Source organism: Pseudomonas sp. 37 R 15 (assembly GCF_900004865.1).
In the GTDB taxonomy this organism is placed as follows: Bacteria; Pseudomonadota; Gammaproteobacteria; order Pseudomonadales; family Pseudomonadaceae; genus Aquipseudomonas; species Aquipseudomonas fluorescens_AM.
The window spans coordinates 230,379-245,480 of record NZ_CVTV01000049.1; the positions used below are offsets into that span (position 1 = coordinate 230,379).

Consider the following 15,102-nt stretch of genomic DNA (forward strand, 5'->3'; position numbering starts at 1 on the left):
GATTGAAACGCGTGCAGGTCAACGCCCGGTCTTGAATGAGCGAGGGGTTGGCTTGGCGGCGGTCTCGATGTTTTTTGCGGTTGCCGGGGAGTGGCAAACCTTCCCTCTTTTTGGGGTGGGCACAATTTAGCGAGGGGGCTGCGAGGGGGAAATACAACTAATACGACATTGGCGAGGCGAGGCCGGCACGCTATTCGGAGGGCTGTTTCGCGGTGCTTTTCGTAGTTGTTGTATCGGCTTGAATGTACTTGAAAGGTTATAGGTTTTGTGTCGATAACCTTCGAAAGAGTATGTCTGGCGCTGCTGCATGACAGGCCGCCCTGGCGACTGCGTCAATGCCGCAAAGGGCTGCCCAATTAACCACCACGAAGAGGTACTGATGGGTTCGCCAGGAGGTTCAACCGCAGGAGCGAACCGCACAGTCAAACCGCCTTTTGCCCCCCCGCCTCATTGGCAGCACCTGAATGTCCTGGTCGTGGAGGATCATTCAGCTTATCGCCTGTTGTTGGGTTGGCTGCTGCAAAAGCTGAGACTCGGCCATCAGTTGGCCGCCGATGGCCTCATGGGGTTGGACGCCTTTACCCATAGGCCCTTCGACCTGGTCATCAGCGATTGCCGGATGCCCCTCATGGACGGTTACAGCATGGCCAGCGCCATTCGCCGGCACGAGCGCAAAAACGGGTTGAAGCGAGTGCCGATCATCGCCTTGACCGCCAATCTGCAAAACGACAGCCCGCAACGTTGCCGCAAGGCCGGTATGGATGCCTGGCTGGTCAAGCCACTGACGCTTGAACAATTGCACGCCGTACTGGTGCGCTGGTTGCCGGGCGATGACGGCCCTCGCACCGGAAAAGAAGCCGCAGTGCCGGTTATGAATTGGCCGACCCGTGCCTCGCTTGTCGCCACGTTTGGCAGCGACGTTATTGTCGACCAATTGCTGGAAAGCCTGCTGGTGGAGGCTTGGGAAGACCTGCGTGTGTTACGTCATGCGCGTGCGACGTTGAACGCATCACTGACCGCCGAGCATTTGCATCGGTTGATCGGCAGCCTGGTGTTCTTGGGGGGTACGGGCCTGGAAACCAGCGCCGTGAGCGTGATCAGGCAGGTCCAGTCCGATGGCGTTGCTGCACATAAGGCGCAGTTGGAAGGGTTCGAGGCACAGCTGTGCACCTATCTCGACTACTTGTCCGACGTTTGAAGAATGCTGATGCAGAGCACTTCATCTATGCACAGATCTTGTTTTGACTGTAGGTGCTTTCCTATTGTGTTGTAGTCCAAAAAGCAGCCGCTACTGAACATTGGGTTCGGCCTCAAGCAGCTCTTTGTTAGCAGTTGTTGATGACCGCAGGCAGAGGTATTTTGCGCGGATTCAAGTTGCCATCATTCGTGGGTGCCTATGCTTCGAGTAATTATTGCTGACGATCACCCCATTGTCCGAGTCGGGCAAAAAGTCGTGATCGAGGCGAATGGCAAGTGCAAGGTGGTCGGTGAAGCTGACGGCCCCGATCAGCTATTAGGCGTGCTGAGTCATACACCGTGCGACGTGCTGGTCACAGACTTCGCCATGCCCGGCGGCCAGCAGGCCGATGGTTATTGCCTGTTGGGCCTGCTGCACCGCCAGTATCCGCACTTGCCGGTGATTCTGGTGACGATGTTCGCCAATGTCGCCACCTTGCGCGCCGCCTTTGCCCATGGTGCGAGGGCGGTGGTCGCCAAAAGCGCGTCGGCCAAGGAGTTGCCCCTGGCGATCAAGGCGATACAGGCCGGACAGACCTTCGTCAGCGAATGCCTGCGCATGCAGCTGGTGGAGGCCGGCACCGGTGACCAGTCCCAGGAACCTCAGCTGTCGGGCAAGGAGCGCGAGGTGGTGCGCATGTTGGCCAGCGGCATGACCGTCAGCCAGATCGCAGCCCAGGTCAACCGCAGCGTCTCCACGATCAGCAAGCAGAAGAGCACGGCCATGCAGCGCTTGAGTATTTCCACCGACGTTGACTTGTTCGCCTACGCCCGCAGTACAGGCATAGCGCCGTAGCCCGCCCATTTGCCTGGCGAATGACAGTAGCCATGGCGGCGTGGGCAGCTTATCGTGCGCCTACTCTTTTGACCCCTGCGGAAGCCTGCCCATGAGTGATGCCCACAACGCCTTGATCAGCCGGTTCTACAGCGCCTTCCAGCGTCTGGATGCCGAAGCCATGGTCGCCTGCTACAGCGATGACGTGGTGTTCAGCGACCCGGCCTTTGGTGAACTGCGAGGCCGTGACGCGGGGGATATGTGGCGGATGCTCACCACACGGGCCAAGGATTTTTCCTTGACCTTCAACCAGGTAAGCAGTGACGAACGCACCGGCAGTGCACACTGGGTGGCCACCTATGTGTTCAGCGCGACCGGCAATACGGTGGTCAATGATATTCAAGCGCGCTTCGTCTTTCGCGATGGCAAGATCTGCGAGCACCACGATCAGTTCGACCTGTGGCGCTGGTCGCGCCAGGCGTTGGGCACCAAGGGCCTGCTGCTGGGGTGGACACCGCTGGTGCGAAACGCCGTGCGCGCCCAGGCGAACAAAGGCTTGAAGGCATTCCAGGCCAGTCGTTGATAAACTGCGCGCCCCTTTGCCTTGCCGAATCCGTCCGTGAGCACGCCTGAACCCAAGCCCTGGTACGTCTACCTGGTGCGCGCCGCCAATGGCGCGCTGTATTGCGGCGTCAGCAACGACCCGGTGCGCCGATTCGCTTCGCACCAAAGCGGCAAGGGGGCGCGGTTTTTCCTGTCCAGCCCGGCCATAGCGCTGGTGTACACCGAGCAATGCGCGAGCAAAGCTGAAGCGTTGCGCCAGGAGCGCTTGATCAAGAAATTGAAGAAGAGCGCCAAGGAGTGCCTGGCGGCGAGTGGCTTATCGGTTTAACGGCGGATACTCGACATTATTTTTCGATTTCGGTGAGGTAAACCCGCGGCCCATCCGTGTAGTGCATGAAACTGCGATCTATTCGCATTAACAGCGCTTTCTACACAGGTTCTCACAGCATGAAGTCTACGGCGGGCGGTTGGGTCAAACAGTGGCTGGGAGCCTCGGTACTGATGGTGTCGGGGTTGGCATTGCTGCCCCTGGCGGTGGCGCAGGCGCAGGAGCAGCAAAGCGCCCAGTTCAATTTTGACCTGGCAGCCAAACCGCTGCCCCAGGCCCTGAGCGATTTCAGCCGGGTGACCGGCATCAGCGTGATCTATACCGATGACGCACCCTATGGGCTCAATGCCCCGGCACTGAGCGGGCCGATGAGTGCGACCCAAGCCCTGCAACGCCTGTTGAGCCACTCCGGCTTCACCTTCCGCCAGATCGACGCCCGCACCCTGGCCCTGGAGCCTGTGCCAACCGACGGCGCGGTCAATCTCGGCGCCACCACCATCAGCGGCGCCAACCTCGCCCAGGACAGCACCAGCTACCAGCCGCCGCCGACCAGCTCAGTGATGCGCTCCCGTGGCCTGCTGCTGGAAACCCCGCAGACCGTCAACGTGGTCCCGGCTCAAGTACTGCGCGATCAACAACCGCGCAATCTGGATGACGCGCTGGGCAATATCAGCGGTATCACCCAGTCCAACACCCTCGGCAGTACCCAGGACGCGGTGATGTTGCGCGGTTTTGGCGACAACCGTAACGGCTCGATCATGAAGGACGGCATGCCGGTGGTGCAGGGCCGTGCGTTGAACGCGACGGCCGAGCGTGTCGAAGTGCTCAAGGGCCCGTCGTCGTTGCTGTATGGCATCCAGGACCCTGGCGGCGTGGTCAATATCGTCAGCAAAAAGCCCGAACTGGTGCAGTCCACCTCCCTGACCGCGCGCGGCTCGACGTTCGGCAGCGGCAAGAACGGCAGCGGCGGTAACCTGGACACCACCGGCCCGCTGGGTGACAGCGGCCTGGCCTATCGCCTGATCGTCGACCATGAAGATGAAGACTACTGGCGCAACTATGGCACCCACCGCGAGACGTTGGTGGCGCCCTCGCTGGCATGGTACGGCGACACCACCCAAGTGGTGTTGGCCTATGAGCACCGCGAATTTCTTTCGCCGTTCGACCGTGGCACCGCCATCGATCCCAAGACCAACCACCCGCTGAACATCCCCGCCACCCGCCGTCTGGATGAGCCGTTCAACAACATGGAGGGCCGCTCCGATCTGTACCGCCTCACCGTCGATCACGATCTGAACGACGACTGGAAAGCTCACGTCGGCTACAGCTGGAACCGCGAAACCTACGATGCCAGCCAGGTACGCGTGGTCAAGGTCAACACCAACGGCACCCTGACCCGCAGCATGGATGGCACCCAGGGCGCGCTGACCACCGACCGCTTCGCCACCGCCAGCCTTGAAGGCAAGGTGGATGTGGCGGGTATGCAGCACGACCTGGTGGTCGGCCTGGACGACGAATACCGCAAAATCTACCGCGCCGACCTGATCCGCCAGACGCCGCGTGGCGCGTTCGACTACAACAACCCGGTGTACGGCAACGAAGTGGCGGGTTCCAAAGTCAGCGCTCCGGACAGCAACCAGACCGACCTGCTGCGCAGCGACTCGCTGTTCTTCCAGGACGCGATCCACCTCAATGACCAGTGGATCCTGGTCGGCGGCGCGCGCTACCAGATGTACGACCAATACGCCGGCAAAGGCGTGCCGTTCACCGCCAACACCGATGGCAACGGCCAGAAATGGGTGCCGCGTGCCGGGCTGGTGTATCGCTACACCGATGAGCTGTCGTTCTATGGCAGTTATACCGAGTCGTTCAAACCCAACTCCACCATCGCGCCGTTGGCCAACAAGACCGTACTGGATGGCAGCCTGGAGCCTGAAGAATCCAAGGCGTGGGAGTTGGGCGCCAAGTTCGACCTGCCGGGGCGCATCACCGCGAGCGCGGCGCTGTTCAACATTGATAAACGTAATGTGCTGGTGCAGGTTGGCGACGGTTTGACCTCGGTCTACAGTGTGGCGGGTAAGGTGCGATCCCGTGGGCTGGAAGTGGATGCCAGCGGTCAGTTGACCGACAAGTGGAGCCTGATCGGCAGTTACGCCTACACCGATGCCGAGGTCACCGAAGACCCGAGCCTCAAAGGCAATCGCCTGCAGAACGTGGCGAAAAGCACTGGCTCGCTGTCGGCGGTGTATGACTTCGGCAGTATCCTGGGCGGTGATCAACTGCGCGTCGGCGCCGGCGCGCGTTATGTCGGTGAGCGGGCAGGGGATGCGGCCAACAGTTTCGAACTGCCGAGTTATACCGTGGCCGATGTGTTCGCCAGTTATGACACACGGCTTGACGGACAGAAGGTCAAGTTCCAGCTCAATGTGAAGAACCTGTTTGACCGCACCTACTACACCTCTTCGGTGAACACGCAGTTCGTGTCCATGGGCGATGCACGGCAGGTATCGGTGTCCAGCACCCTGACTTTCTGATGCGGTTCGCTTTGTGTGGGAGGGGGCTTGCCCTGATGCCAGTCAGTTAAGCGAACGAAATGCTTAAAGCAGCGAAGATCAAATGTGGGAGGGGGCTTGCCCCCGATGACGGTGTGTCAGCAAATGCTGATGTTGGTTCACACACCGCTATCAGGGGCCAGCCCCCTCCCACAATGACACCTGAGCTGTTAGCGTTGCGGGCATTGGATGCTTACGGAAAACGCGACTGATGTATTTTGGAAAATGGTTACACACCCGCACCCTGCTGGTCGGCTTGAGCCTTTTACTGGGCGGCTGCGCCGGCGTTTCACAGACCTCCACGCCCGCAACGCTCGACAAGCTGCTGGCCGACCCGGCGCTGCAGGGCGCCACCGTCTCGCTGATGGTGCGCGACGCCCGCACTGGCGCCACGCTTTACCAGCACAACCCCCGTACACGGTTGGTGCCCGCTTCCAACCTCAAACTGCTGACCACCGCCGCAGCGATGGATGTGCTGGGCCCGCAATACCGCTTCGCCACGCAACTGTTGAGCGATGGCATCCGCCAGGGCGATCGTCTTACCGGCAATCTCTACCTGCGCGGCCTGGGGGATCCGACCCTTCAGTACGCCGACTATCAGGCGCTGGCGGCGCAATTGGCCAGTCAGGGCGTGCGCCAGGTGCAAGGCGACCTGGTATTCGACGACACCTGGTTCGATGCCGAGCGGCTGGGGGTCGATTGGTCCCATGATGATGAAACCACCTACTACGGCGCGCAGATTTCAGCGCTGACGGTGTCGCCCAATAGCGATTTTGATGCCGGCAGCGTGTTGGTCACCGCCAAGGCGCCGGTGCAAGTTGGTCAGCCTGTCAGCGTCGACATCTTTCCGCCCACCGACTACCTGCAACTGAACAACCGCGCCGTCAGTGGGCCGGGCAACAGCTATGGGATCAATCGCCGGCATGGCACCAACCTGTTGCAGCTCAGCGGCGCGGTGGCACCGGGACGGCAGAGCCAGCAACTGATCAGCGTCTGGGAGCCGACGCAACTGGTAGCCAATCTGTTTGAGCACGCCTTGGCGCAACAGGGCATTACGGTGCAGGGGCGTCGCGTGATGGGCGGGGCCAGCCCGGCGGCGGTGACGGTGCTCGCCGAGCACCAATCGGCGCCGTTGCAGGCGTTGATCACGCCACTGCTCAAACTCTCGAACAACAACATGTCCGAAGCCTTGCTCAAGGCCATGGGGCGCCAGACGGCCAACAGCGGCACAGCCGCGGCGGGCGCGGTGGCCGTGGCCGGGTTTCTCAAACGCCAGGGGCTGGACACCACCACGTTCAGCCAGGTCGACGGCTCCGGCCTGTCGCGGCGCAACCTGGTGTCGTCGCAAACCCTCACCGAGGTGCTGCTGGTCGCCAGCAAACAGCCGTGGTTCAACGCCTGGTACAACGCCCTGCCGATTGCCGGCAACACCGACCGCATGACCGGTGGCAGCCTCGGCTATCGCCTGCGCGGCACCCCGGCCGAAAACAATCTGCACGCCAAGACCGGCTCCATGACCGGTGTTTCGTCATTGAGCGGCTACGTGACCGACGCCCAAGGGCGCAAGTTGGTGTTCTCGATGCTGAGCAACCACTACGTGGTGGCCGGCGCGCAGGTCAAGACGCTGGAAGATCGCGTGGCAGTGGCGCTGTCGCGCGGGGCCCCATGATTCAGGGCTGATAGCCCATGCGCCAACTCACGGCCCGGGTCGCCGCCAGCAAATGCTGCGCCGCCGGGCCGTCCTCATCGGCGTGAAACAGCGAGGTGGGGCCGACCACGGTCATGACCGCCGCCACGTGCCCGGTTGCGTTGAACACGGGCGCTGATAACGCATCCACGCCGGGCATCAGCAAGCCATGCACAAAGTGCAGGCCACGGCTGCGGATCTGTTCGCAGAGGGTGGCGTAGGCCGCATCGTCTGCCAGGGCGTGGGCGATACCGGCCTGGATTTCGCGCTCGCGCAATTCCACGGTCTCCCGCGACGGCAGGTAGGCGCTGAATACCAGCCCGGTGGACGAACTCAATAGCGGCAATACCGACCCCAACTGCGTCACCACCGTGACGGCGCGCACCGCCGGCTCGATCTGCACCACGGTCGCACCCTGGTTGCCCCACACCGCCAGAAAGCAGGTTTCATTCAACTCATCGCGCAGCTCCGCCAGCGGCAGTGCGCCGACCTTCAACACATCCATGCTGCCCAGCGCTGCCAGGCCCACGCGCAACGCTTCGCGGCCCAGGCCATAGTGGTTGGTGGCCGTGTTCTGTTCGGCAAAGCCCGACGCGATCAGCGCCTGCAAGTAGCGGTGTACCTTGCTCGCCGGCATCTGCACATGGTCGGCCAGGCGCGACAATGACGTGGAGGGCGACAGTTGCGCCAGGGCCTTGAGGATATCGGTGCCCACCTCAGCCGAGCGGACTTTCTGTTTACCGGTGTCGCGGGGCTTTTCCATGGGAGAGCGAGAATCCGAGAGATGAGTGGGCGTCTTTATAGCTTGACGCTCCCTGGCGATCAAATTACGTTATGCGTAACTGGATTACGATAAAAACAACTGACCCAGAGGACGCTCCATGAACCTCGAATACCTGTCGGGCTTTGGCAATGAATTTGCCAGCGAAGCCTTGCCTGGCGCACTGCCCGTTGGCCAGAACTCGCCGCAGAAAGCGCCCTACGGGCTGTACACCGAACTGTTCTCCGGCACCGCGTTCACCATGGCGCGCAGCGAAGCGCGGCGTACCTGGCTGTACCGCATCCAGCCGTCGGCCAATCACCCGGCGTTTATCAAACTGGAGCGGCAATTGGCCGGTGGGCCACTGGGCGCGGTGACGCCCAATCGGTTGCGTTGGAACCCGTTGGACGTTCCAGGTGAGCCGACCGACTTTATCGACGGGCTCGCAGCAATGGTGGCCAACTCCGGGTCGGAAAAACCCTCAGGGATCAGCATCTACCACTACCGCGCCAATCGGTCGATGGAGCGGGTGTTTTTCAATGCCGACGGCGAATGGTTGATCGTGCCCGAACAGGGCCGTTTGCGTATCACCACTGAGCTTGGCGTGCTGGAAGTCGAGCCGCTGGACATTGTGGTATTGCCACGCGGGCTCAAATTTCGCGTCGAACTGCTCGACGCCCAGGCACGCGGTTACGTCGCCGAGAACCATGGCGCGCCGCTGCGCCTGCCGGAGCTTGGCCCGATTGGCAGCAACGGCCTGGCCAACCCGCGCGACTTCCTGACGCCGGTCGCCCACTACGAAGACCTCAAGCAACCGACCACCCTGGTGCAGAAGTTCCTCGGCGAGCTGTGGGCGTGCGAACTCGACCATTCGCCGCTCAATGTGGTCGCCTGGCACGGCAACAACGTGCCGTACAAATACGACCTGCGCCGCTTCAACACCCTCGGCACGGTGAGCTTCGATCACCCGGATCCGTCGATCTTCACCGTCCTGACCTCGCCCACCAGCGTGCATGGCCTGGCCAACCTCGACTTCGTGATCTTCCCGCCGCGCTGGATGGTGGCCGAGAACACCTTCCGGCCGCCGTGGTTCCACCGCAACCTGATGAACGAATACATGGGCCTGATCCAGGGCGCCTACGATGCCAAGGCCGAGGGTTTCCTGCCCGGCGGCGCGTCGCTGCACAGTTGCATGAGCGCCCATGGACCGGATGGCGAGACCTGCACCAGGGCGATCAATGCCGAGCTGGCACCGCACAAGATCGACAACACCATGGCCTTCATGTTCGAGACCAGCCAAGTGCTGCGGCCCACACAGTTCGCCTTGCAATGCCCGCAACTGCAGCCCTCTTACGACGCGTGCTGGGCCGCGCTGCCCGCCACCTTCAACCCGAATCGGAGATAGCCCATGACTCAACCAACGCAGACCCGCAGCTGGGTGGCCTCGGCCAACGGTCACGCGGACTTCCCCCTGCAAAATCTGCCGCTGGGGGTGTTCAGCCTCAATGGCTCGGCGCCGCGCAGTGGCGTGGCGATTGGCGACGCGGTTTTCGACCTGCACGCGGCGCTGGACCAGTTTGACGGTGAAGCCCGGCGAGCAGTGGAAGCGACCGCCGGTGGCCAATTGAACGCCTTTTTCGAACTTGGCCGCGGCCCCCGCGTGGCGTTACGCGAGCGCCTGCTGCAATTGCTGGCCGAAGGCAGCCCGCTGCAAACCCGTGAGGCGCAGGTGTTGCACCGTGCCGCCGATTGCCGGATGCACCTGCCGGCCAGGATCAATGACTACACCGACTTCTATGTTGGCATCGAACACGCGCAGAACGTCGGCAAACTGTTCCGTCCCGACAACCCGCTGTTGCCCAACTACAAGTACGTGCCGATTGGTTACCACGGCCGTGCCTCAACCATTCGCCCCTCGGGCACCGAGGTCCGTCGCCCCAAAGGCCAGACCTTGCCCGCCGGCCAAGCCGAGCCGACGTTCGGCCCCTGCGCACGCCTGGACTATGAGTTGGAACTGGGTATCTGGATCGGCCAGGGCAATGCCATGGGCGATGCGATTGCCATAGGCGACGCGGCCGAACATATCGCCGGTTTCTGCCTGCTCAACGACTGGTCGGCGCGGGATATCCAGGCCTGGGAATACCAGCCGCTCGGCCCGTTCCTGTCCAAAAGCTTCATCACCAGCATCTCGCCATGGGTGGTGACGGCCGAAGCGCTGGAGCCATTTCGCAAGGCGCAACCGCCGCGCCCCGAAGGCGATCCGCAGCCATTGCCGTACCTGCTGGACCCTCGCGATCAGAAGGCGGGCGCTTTCGATATCGAACTGGAAGTGCTGCTGACCACGGCGTCGATGCGTGAACAGAACCTGCCGGCCCATCGCCTGACCTTGAGCAACACCCAACATATGTACTGGACCGTGGCGCAAATGGTGGCGCACCACAGCGTCAACGGCTGCCAGTTGCAAGCCGGTGACCTGTTTGGTTCGGGCACCTTGTCCGGTCCGCAGCCGGGGCAGTTCGGCAGCCTGCTGGAAATCACCGAAGGCGGCAAAAAGCCGATTGAGTTGGCTTCTGGTGAGGTGCGCAAATTTCTTGAAGACGGCGATGAAATCATCCTGCGTGCCCGCTGCAATCGTGAAGGCTTCGCCTCCATCGGTTTCGGTGAATGCCGCGGTACCGTAGTCGCCGCACGCTGAGAGGGCAGGGTCATGGAACTGTATACGTATTACCGTTCTACCGCGTCGTACCGGGTGCGCATCGCCCTGGCCCTCAAGGGCCTGGATTTCACCGCGATACCGGTCAATCTGCTGGTGCCGGCGGGCGGCGCCAATCGCCAGCCCGAGTTCCTGGCGATCAATCCGCAAGGGCGCGTGCCGGCCTTGCGCAGCGATGAGGGGCAATTGTTGCTTCAATCCCAGGCGATCATCGAATACCTGGAGGAACGTTATCCACAGGTACCGCTGCTCTCGAAGGACCTGACCGCCCGTGCCCATCAACGCGCGGTGGCCTCGATCATCGCCTGCGATATCCACCCGTTGCATAACTCCAGTACTCAGAACCTGCTGCGCCAGTGGGGCCACGATGAGGGGCAATTGCTGGAGTGGATCGGGCATTGGATCAGCCAGGGCCTGGGCACGGTGGAGCAGTTGATTGGCGACACAGGGTTTTGCTTTGGCGAGCAGCCGGGCTTGGCGGACACGTTTCTGATTCCCCAGCTGTATGCCGCCGAACGTTTCAAGGTGCCGTTGGGTGCGTACCCGCGCATCGGCCGAGTGGCGGCGTTGGCGGCGCAGCATCCGGCGTTCGTGCAGGCTCACCCGGCCCACCAACCTGACACCCCATAGCGCTCAAAACTGCAGGGCTCCAAATGTGGGAGGGGCTTGCCCCCGATAGCGGTGTGTCAGTTGATAAATGTATTGCTGATGCACAGCAATCGGGGGCAAGCCCCCTCCCACAGTGAGCGTGCCAACCTAATAAAAATAAAGGTCCCTTGCGATGCACAATCAGATTGCCAGCTTCCGCGCGGCACTCGACGCCCGTCCGGTGTCGCGCTACCAGTGGTTGATTCTTCTGTTGCTGGCATTGCTGCTGGTGACCGACGGCTACGACGCCCAGGTGCTGGGCTATGTAGTCCCGGCCTTGGCCAAGGACTGGGGCCTGGAAAAAGCCGCGTTCGGGCCGGTGTTCAGCGCCAACCTGCTCGGCCTGACACTGGGCTCGCTGCTGGTGACACCGCTGGCGGACCGGTTCGGCGTGCGGCGTATCCTGTTGGGCTGTGTGCTGATCTACGCCAGCCTCACCGTATTGATGGTGTTTGCCGATTCGTTGACCACATTGATGGCCGCACGCTTCATCTGCGGCATCGGCATGGGCGGCGCGATGCCCAGCGCCATGGCCCTGATGTCGGAATATTCACCGCCCCGCATGCGCACGTTGATGGTCACTCTGGCAGCCTGTGGTTTCTCGTTCGGCGGTGCGGCGGGTGGTTTCGTGGCGGCCGGGTTTATTGATGGCTTTGGTTGGCAGGCGGTGTTTCTGGCGGGTGGGGTGACGCCGTTGCTGCTGTTCCCGTTCCTGCTGTGGTTGCTGCCCGAATCCCTGCCGCGTTTGCTGCGGGATGCGCCGCCTTATCTGCGTCTACGCAAAGTCACCGCGCGCATGTTGCCCGACTGGCAACCGCCGCCTGCCAGCGAAGCCGAAAATCTCCAGGAGCAGGGCAGCCAACTGACGGTGCTGGAGCTGTTTCGCAATGGCTACGCACGCCCGACGTTGCTGATCTGGGCGACTTTTTTCGTCAGCCTGATCCTGCTGTACTTCATGATCAGTTGGTTGCCTTCGCTGCTGCTCGAAAGCGGGCTGGCGCTGAACCAGGCCAATCTGGTGACCTCGATGTTCCTGTTCGCCGGCACCTTGGGCGCGATTGGCATGGCCTGGTTGGCCGATCGGTTGAAAAGCAAGGTGCGTCTGCTCTCCGGCGTGCTGGCAGCGGCCGCGGTGTGCACAGTGTTGCTGGGCCTGAATCATGACAACCCTGGCTACCTGGTGGCCTGCGTGTTTGCCGCCGGGTTCTGCATCATCGGCGGGCAACTGACCCTGAATGCATTCGCCAGCAACTTCTACCCGGCGCACGTGCGCGCCACCGGCACGGGCTGGGCGCTGGGCGTTGGGCGTTTCGGGTCGATTCTGGGGCCGTTGTTCGGCAGCATGTTGCTGGCGATGCATATCCCGGTGCAGCAGATTTTCTTTTTCTGTGGGATTCCAGCGGTGATTGCCGCGTTGTTGATTATTCAGGTGCGCTCGCCGGTGGCCCGCTTGAAGGTGCGTTAATGCACGATGGCGTTGGGCGGCAGATGGCCGAGTCGCTCGGTCAGGCGCAGGCGCTGGATCGGGTCTTCGCTGAGCATCAGCGCGTGTTCCAGGTCAAAGCGCTCGGCGCTCGGGCAGTCCAGGCGCTGATACAGGCTGGCGCGTGCCAGGTAATCGGCAGCGCTGGCATTGCCCAGTTCCAGTACGCGCTCGGCATCCACCAGGGCGGCCAGCGGTTCGTCGTTGGCCAGGTAAAGTTGGCGCAGATTACGTGACAGCCGCTGCAGGATCGAGCGAGGCTCGGCGGTGTGCAGGTGCTCGGCCTGCAATTTGAGGTTCGGGCCATATTGGCGATGCAGCAGTTCGCGACAGTCGTTGGGATACAGGCGTCGGCCACCACAGGGGTCCAGCAGGTGATCGGCCCCGGGCACCCGCAGCAGGAAGTGGCCGGGGAAATTCACCCCCACCATGGGGATGTCCAGGCGCCGCGCCAGTTCCAGGGCGATCAGGCCCATGGCCAGGGGTTGCCCGCGCTTGCGCTGCAACACCTTGTCCAACAAGGCGGCGGCGGGGCGCAACGGGGTGAAATCATCCTGGGCAAACCCCAAGTCGTTCATGCGCCGCAGCAACGGTTGACCCAGCTCATCGGACGGCAGCACCGGCATGCCCAGGCTGATCTGCTGTTGCAACAGGCTGAATGCCTGCAGGATCAGCAACGGCTGTACGGTGGCGTCGTGTTCGGCAGCAATCCACAGCGCGGCTTCGAACAGCGCGGGGGGTGAACGCTCCAGGCAGGCGAAAAAAGCGGTGCGGGGATTCATTGCATTCTCCGGCGGATGCTCTCGTTTTAGCCTTGCTGTGAATTTTCGTCCAGCACCATAAGAAATATCCCACTCGCTTATGTCACAGAACTCACGAAATTGGGCGGCTTATTCCAGTGCAATCCAGCACTTTTCTGCCGCCAGCCTATACTTGGGCCACTACCAGAAGTGATTCGGGAGCACGACGATGTTTGCGCTCATGCACAGCACCCGCCTGGAATCGCTGCACCTGAGCGTCGACCCGGTGACCGGGCTGAAGGCGATCATCGCCATCCATAACAGCCGCCTGGGGCCTGCCTTGGGCGGCTGCCGCTACCTGGCTTATCCCGACGATGAAACGGCCATGGCCGACGCCGCACGCCTGGCCCAAGGCATGAGCTACAAAGCCGCCCTGGCCGGCCTGCCGGTGGGTGGCGGCACGGCGGTCATCCTGCGCCCGGGCCATGTGGAGAGCCGTGCCGCGCTGTTTGAAGCCTTCGGCCGCTGTGTCGAGCAGCTTGGCGGGCGCTACATTACCGCCATCGACAGCGGCACTTCGGTCGCCGACATGGATTGCATCGCCCAACACACTCGCTTCGTCACCAGCACCAGCGCCGCCGGCGACCCGGCGCCCCACGCGGCCATGGGGGTGTTTGCCGGCATTCGCACCACCGCCATGGCCCGCCTGGGCAGTGATAACCTCGAAGGCCTGCGCGTGGCGGTGCAGGGCTTGGGCAATGTCGGTTACGCCCTGGCCGAACAACTGCATGCGGCGGGCGCCGAACTGCTCGTCAGCGACATCGACCACGGCAAGGTGCAACTGGCCATGGAACAATTGGGCGCCCACCCCATCGCTAACGACGCCTTGCTCAGCACCCCCTGCGACATCCTCGCCCCGTGCGGCCTGGGCGCGGTGCTCAATCGCCAAAGCGTCGGCCAACTGCGCTGCGCCGCCGTTGCCGGTTCTGCCAGTGCACAACTGACCCGCCTGGACATTGCCGATCAGTTGGAAGGCCGCGGCATCCTCTACGCTCCCGACTACGTGATCAATTCCGGCGGCCTGATCTACGTCGCGCTCAAACACAGCGGCGCCGAGCTGCCGAGCATCACCGCGCACCTGTCCAACATCGGCAGGCGCCTGACCGAAATCTACGCCCATGCCCAGGCTGAAAAACGCTCCCCGGCACGTGTCGCGGACGAACTCGCCGAGCGCCTGCTCTACCCATGACCCGGCCTTAAATTAAAAAGGCCCTGAGTCGATGATTCAGGGCCTGTTCAATTCGGGCTTTATTCCGCCACCGCGTTCAACAACTCGGACAGCGCGTCCGGTTGGCTCTTGAACGCCTTGGCAAACACATCGCGGTTCTTCGCCATATAGATCCCGGCTTCTTCCACCTGCTGCTCGCTCAAGGACGGCACGGCTTTTTGCAACACTTCTGCCAGCAACTCAGCGAGTTCAAGCATCTTGTCATGAGCGTCAGCTTCGGCTTTATTCATGAACAAACGCTCCTGATCTCGGCTGCTGCGGTATACCACTTCGACGGCCATTCACCACCTCACATGCCTTCACGATAGTTGTCTTTTCGACTACTGTA

General features: G+C 62.2%; 14 protein-coding genes. 11 read left to right on the plus strand and 3 right to left on the minus strand.

From position 1 onward, the window contains the following. Positions 1–379: 379 nt before the first annotated feature. From BFQ04_RS16445 to dacB, 6 genes are all read left to right on the plus strand, one after another. Positions 380–1,198 carry a response regulator gene (locus tag BFQ04_RS16445; protein WP_065951988.1) on the plus strand — a complete coding sequence of 273 codons (819 nt, stop codon included), beginning with the start codon at positions 380–382 and terminating at the stop codon, positions 1,196–1,198. Between the two features lie 198 nt (positions 1,199–1,396). Then, the gene (locus BFQ04_RS16450; protein WP_065951713.1) at positions 1,397–2,032 is read left to right on the plus strand and encodes a response regulator transcription factor; all 636 of its coding nucleotides are present in this window, start codon (positions 1,397–1,399) and stop codon (positions 2,030–2,032) included. A gap of 91 nt (positions 2,033–2,123) precedes the next feature. Beyond that, entirely contained in the window at positions 2,124–2,594 is a 471-nt protein-coding gene (locus tag BFQ04_RS16455; protein ID WP_065951714.1) for a nuclear transport factor 2 family protein, read from the plus strand. A 36-nt stretch (positions 2,595–2,630) separates the two neighbouring features. Further along, positions 2,631–2,903, plus strand: coding sequence for a GIY-YIG nuclease family protein (locus tag BFQ04_RS16460; protein ID WP_065951715.1), 273 nt, complete (start codon positions 2,631–2,633; stop codon positions 2,901–2,903). Between the two features lie 119 nt (positions 2,904–3,022). Then, a complete protein-coding gene (locus tag BFQ04_RS16465; protein ID WP_065951716.1) occupies positions 3,023–5,437 on the plus strand; it encodes a TonB-dependent siderophore receptor in 2,415 nt (804 codons plus the stop codon). Between the two features lie 229 nt (positions 5,438–5,666). Further along, entirely contained in the window at positions 5,667–7,124 is a 1,458-nt protein-coding gene (gene dacB, locus BFQ04_RS16470) for a D-alanyl-D-alanine carboxypeptidase/D-alanyl-D-alanine endopeptidase (RefSeq protein WP_065951717.1), read from the plus strand. Between the two features lies 1 nt (position 7,125). On the opposite strand, the gene BFQ04_RS16475 is transcribed toward dacB, so the two are convergent. Next, positions 7,126–7,905 carry an IclR family transcriptional regulator gene (locus tag BFQ04_RS16475; RefSeq protein ID WP_065951718.1) on the minus strand — a complete coding sequence of 260 codons (780 nt, stop codon included), beginning with the start codon at positions 7,903–7,905 and terminating at the stop codon, positions 7,126–7,128. A 118-nt stretch (positions 7,906–8,023) separates the two neighbouring features. Here BFQ04_RS16475 and hmgA point away from each other — a divergent pair, with 118 nt between their 5' ends. The 4 genes from hmgA to BFQ04_RS16495 all read left to right on the plus strand — a co-directional run bounded on the left by hmgA (position 8,024) and on the right by BFQ04_RS16495 (position 12,728). Further along, the gene (gene hmgA / locus BFQ04_RS16480) at positions 8,024–9,307 is read left to right on the plus strand and encodes a homogentisate 1,2-dioxygenase (RefSeq protein ID WP_065951719.1); all 1,284 of its coding nucleotides are present in this window, start codon (positions 8,024–8,026) and stop codon (positions 9,305–9,307) included. Between the two features lie 3 nt (positions 9,308–9,310). Further along, a complete protein-coding gene (gene fahA / locus BFQ04_RS16485; RefSeq protein WP_065951720.1) occupies positions 9,311–10,597 on the plus strand; it encodes a fumarylacetoacetase in 1,287 nt (428 codons plus the stop codon). A 12-nt stretch (positions 10,598–10,609) separates the two neighbouring features. Beyond that, positions 10,610–11,245, plus strand: a complete 636-nt coding sequence (maiA, locus tag BFQ04_RS16490; RefSeq protein ID WP_065951721.1) for a maleylacetoacetate isomerase — start codon at positions 10,610–10,612, stop codon at positions 11,243–11,245. A 151-nt stretch (positions 11,246–11,396) separates the two neighbouring features. Continuing rightward, a complete protein-coding gene (locus BFQ04_RS16495; protein ID WP_065951722.1) occupies positions 11,397–12,728 on the plus strand; it encodes an MFS transporter in 1,332 nt (443 codons plus the stop codon). Here BFQ04_RS16495 and BFQ04_RS16500 read toward each other — a convergent pair. Continuing rightward, positions 12,725–13,528, minus strand: a complete 804-nt coding sequence (locus BFQ04_RS16500) for a SirB1 family protein (protein WP_065951723.1) — start codon at positions 13,526–13,528, stop codon at positions 12,725–12,727. The two genes, BFQ04_RS16495 and BFQ04_RS16500, sit on opposite strands and share 4 nt — an antisense overlap. A gap of 187 nt (positions 13,529–13,715) precedes the next feature. Here BFQ04_RS16500 and BFQ04_RS16505 point away from each other — a divergent pair, with 187 nt between their 5' ends. After that, positions 13,716–14,735, plus strand: coding sequence for a Leu/Phe/Val dehydrogenase (locus tag BFQ04_RS16505; RefSeq protein ID WP_065951724.1), 1,020 nt, complete (start codon positions 13,716–13,718; stop codon positions 14,733–14,735). A 59-nt stretch (positions 14,736–14,794) separates the two neighbouring features. Here the strand turns inward: BFQ04_RS16505 and BFQ04_RS16510 are convergent, their stop codons facing one another. Continuing rightward, complete coding sequence (locus BFQ04_RS16510; RefSeq protein WP_065951725.1) at positions 14,795–15,055, minus strand: YebG family protein; 261 nt, start codon at positions 15,053–15,055, stop codon at positions 14,795–14,797. Positions 15,056–15,102: the final 47 nt, after the last annotated feature.

Bases quoted from the DNA above. Each gene is read 5' to 3' on its own strand.
- BFQ04_RS16495 (WP_065951722.1), top strand. From the start codon at position 11,397: ATGCACAATCAGATTGCCAGCTTCCGCGCGGCACTCGACGCCCGTCCG.
- BFQ04_RS16475 (WP_065951718.1), bottom strand. From the start codon at position 7,905: ATGGAAAAGCCCCGCGACACCGGTAAACAGAAAGTCCGCTCGGCTGAG.
- BFQ04_RS16500 (WP_065951723.1), bottom strand. From the start codon at position 13,528: ATGAATCCCCGCACCGCTTTTTTCGCCTGCCTGGAGCGTTCACCCCCC.
- BFQ04_RS16465 (WP_065951716.1), top strand. From the start codon at position 3,023: ATGAAGTCTACGGCGGGCGGTTGGGTCAAACAGTGGCTGGGAGCCTCG.
- BFQ04_RS16445 (WP_065951988.1), top strand. From the start codon at position 380: ATGGGTTCGCCAGGAGGTTCAACCGCAGGAGCGAACCGCACAGTCAAA.
- BFQ04_RS16455 (WP_065951714.1), top strand. From the start codon at position 2,124: ATGAGTGATGCCCACAACGCCTTGATCAGCCGGTTCTACAGCGCCTTC.
- BFQ04_RS16510 (WP_065951725.1), bottom strand. From the start codon at position 15,055: ATGGCCGTCGAAGTGGTATACCGCAGCAGCCGAGATCAGGAGCGTTTG.
- BFQ04_RS16450 (WP_065951713.1), top strand. From the start codon at position 1,397: ATGCTTCGAGTAATTATTGCTGACGATCACCCCATTGTCCGAGTCGGG.
- dacB (WP_065951717.1), top strand. From the start codon at position 5,667: ATGTATTTTGGAAAATGGTTACACACCCGCACCCTGCTGGTCGGCTTG.
- fahA (WP_065951720.1), top strand. From the start codon at position 9,311: ATGACTCAACCAACGCAGACCCGCAGCTGGGTGGCCTCGGCCAACGGT.
- BFQ04_RS16505 (WP_065951724.1), top strand. From the start codon at position 13,716: ATGTTTGCGCTCATGCACAGCACCCGCCTGGAATCGCTGCACCTGAGC.
- hmgA (WP_065951719.1), top strand. From the start codon at position 8,024: ATGAACCTCGAATACCTGTCGGGCTTTGGCAATGAATTTGCCAGCGAA.
- maiA (WP_065951721.1), top strand. From the start codon at position 10,610: ATGGAACTGTATACGTATTACCGTTCTACCGCGTCGTACCGGGTGCGC.